Annotated in this window: 2 rRNA genes (1 of these 2 cut by a window edge); both read left to right on the top strand. The window is 48.2% G+C overall.

The window, feature by feature from the left end:
• Positions 1-2,037, top strand: a 23S ribosomal RNA gene (locus tag ACHKAR_RS00010) (it extends 836 nt beyond the left edge of the window).
• Between the two features lie 291 nt (positions 2,038-2,328).
• Positions 2,329-2,440, top strand: a 5S ribosomal RNA gene (gene rrf / locus ACHKAR_RS00005).
• The last annotated feature ends 60 nt before the right edge of the window (positions 2,441-2,500 follow it).

Raw genomic sequence — 2,500 nt, 5'->3', positions numbered from 1 at the left:
ACTCCCCGAAATGCTTTTAGGAGCAGCGTGTGGGTTTAGTTTATTAGAGGTAGAGCTACCAATTGGACTAGGGGGAGTCAAATCCTACCAAATCCAGATGAACTCCGAATGCTAATAAATATACCACACAGTGAGGGCTTGGGTGCTAAGGTCCAAGTCCGAGAGGGAAAGAACCCAGACCTACAGCTAAGGTCCCAAAATCTATGCTAAGTTGAACTAAGGAGGTCCAGTTGCTTAGACAGCCAGGATGTTGGCTTGGAAGCAGCCATTCATTTAAAGAGTGCGTAACAGCTCACTGGTCGAGCGACAGGGCATCGATAATAATCGGGCATCAAGTGTAGTACCGAAGCTTAGGATGTATTTATACATGGTAGGGGAGCATTCTCTAGGCGGCGAAGGTTTGCTGTGAGGCATGCTGGAGCGTAGAGAAGCGCAAATGTAGGCATAAGTAACGATAATGCGGGTGAGAAACCCGCACACCGATAGACTAAGGTTTCCCCGGCAATGCTAATCAGCCGGGGGTCAGTCAGGACCTAAGGCGAACCCGAAGGGGGTAGTCGATGGCCAACGGGTTAATATTCCCGTACCACCTTTATTTTCGATGGAGTGACGGAGTAGTGAAAGCACCGCGTACTGACGGAATAGTACGTTGAAGGGTGTAGGTATAGAGACAGTAGGAAAATCCGCTGACTTTGCTGAACCTGATAGTACCACAATGCTACGGCAGCGTGGATAGTGTGCCTAATCAGACTTCCAAGAAAAACTTCTAAGGTTAGGATAAAGGTGCCTGTACCGTAAACCGACACAGGTAGTCAAGGAGAGAATCCTGAGGTGCTCGAGTGAATCATGGCTAAGGAACTAGGCAAAATGGCCCTGTAACTTCGGGAGAAGGGGCCCCTGACGTAAAACTCAGGGCGCAGTGAAAAGGCCCAGGCGACTGTTTACCAAAAACACATGGCTTTGCGAAATTGAAAGATGATGTATAAGGCCTGACACCTGCCCGGTGCTGGAAGGTTAAGGGGGGATGTTAGCTTCGGCGAAGCATTGAACTGAAGCCCCAGTAAACGGCGGCCGTAACTATAACGGTCCTAAGGTAGCGAAATTCCTTGTCGGGTAAGTTCCGACCTGCACGAATGGTGTAACGATCTGGGCACTGTCTCGGCCATGAGCTCGGTGAAATTGTAGTAGCGGTGAAGATGCCGCTTACTCGCAACGGGACGGAAAGACCCCGTGAACCTTTACTATAGCTTCACATTGGTATTGGGTAAATGATGTGTAGGATAGGCGGGAGACTTTGAAGCAGTGTCGCTAGGCATTGTGGAGTCGTTGGTGAAATACCGCCCTTTATTTATCTGATGCCTAATCCGGAGACGGAGACAGTGTGTGGTGGGTAGTTTGACTGGGGTGGTCGCCTCCAAAAATGTAACGGAGGCTTTCAAAGGTACCCTCAGCATGTTTGGTAATCATGCGTGGAGTGCAATAGCATAAGGGTGCTTGACTGTGAGACTAACAAGTCGATCAGGGTCGAAAGACGGATATAGTGATCCGGTGGTTCTGTATGGAAGGGCCATCGCTCAAAGGATAAAAGGTACTCCGGGGATAACAGGCTGATCTCCCCCAAGAGCTCACATCGACGGGGAGGTTTGGCACCTCGATGTCGGCTCGTCACATCCTGGGGCTGGAGAAGGTCCCAAGGGTTGGGCTGTTCGCCCATTAAAGTGGCACGCGAGCTGGGTTCAGAACGTCGTGAGACAGTTCGGTCCCTATCTGTTGCGAGCGTAAGAAACTTGAGTAGATCTGACTTTAGTACGAGAGGACCGAGTTGGACTAACCGCTGGTGTACCAGTTGTCTCGCCAGGGGCATTGCTGGGTAGCTATGTTGGGAAGGGATAAGCGCTGAAAGCATCTAAGCGCGAAACCCACTACAAGATGAGGTTTCTTTAAAGGGACGTTATAGATGATGACGTTGATAGGCTGCAGGTATATAGGTAGTAATATCAGAGCTGAGCAGTACTAATTACCCGTAAGCTTTCTAGTGCGAGCGATAAACTTGCTTTATTTTTTTATTGAGAATGAATCTTTCACATATAATGTCAACTCTTAAGTTTGATGTAAATCAGACGAAGAGTTTAAAGAATAACCACTAAAAGAAGTGGTCAAGATTTTATAGTGATTAATGTGGCGGGGCGTGTAGCCTGGGGTCACAATCACTGAAGATTTTATGGTGATTATTGCGGTGGGGTCCAGACTAGGCGTCCCCCCTCTTTCCATACCAAACAGAGAAGCTGTTGATATGATTAGAAAGGGAAAGTAATACACTGAAGACTTTATGGTGATTATTGCGGTGGGGTCCACCTCTTTCCATTCCGAACAGAGAAGTTAAGCCCACCAGCGCTGATGGTACTGCCGTAACAGGTGGGAGAGTAAGTCGTTGCCAGTCTTTTATTAACCCTTCTCATTTACTTGGTAAGGGTTTTTTTATGCCTAATTATGAGAAGCC

This window comes from Marinoscillum luteum (assembly GCF_044005705.1).
In the GTDB taxonomy this organism is placed as follows: Bacteria; Bacteroidota; Bacteroidia; order Cytophagales; family Cyclobacteriaceae; genus Marinoscillum; species Marinoscillum luteum.
This window is presented reverse-complemented; position numbering and strand designations above follow the sequence as displayed.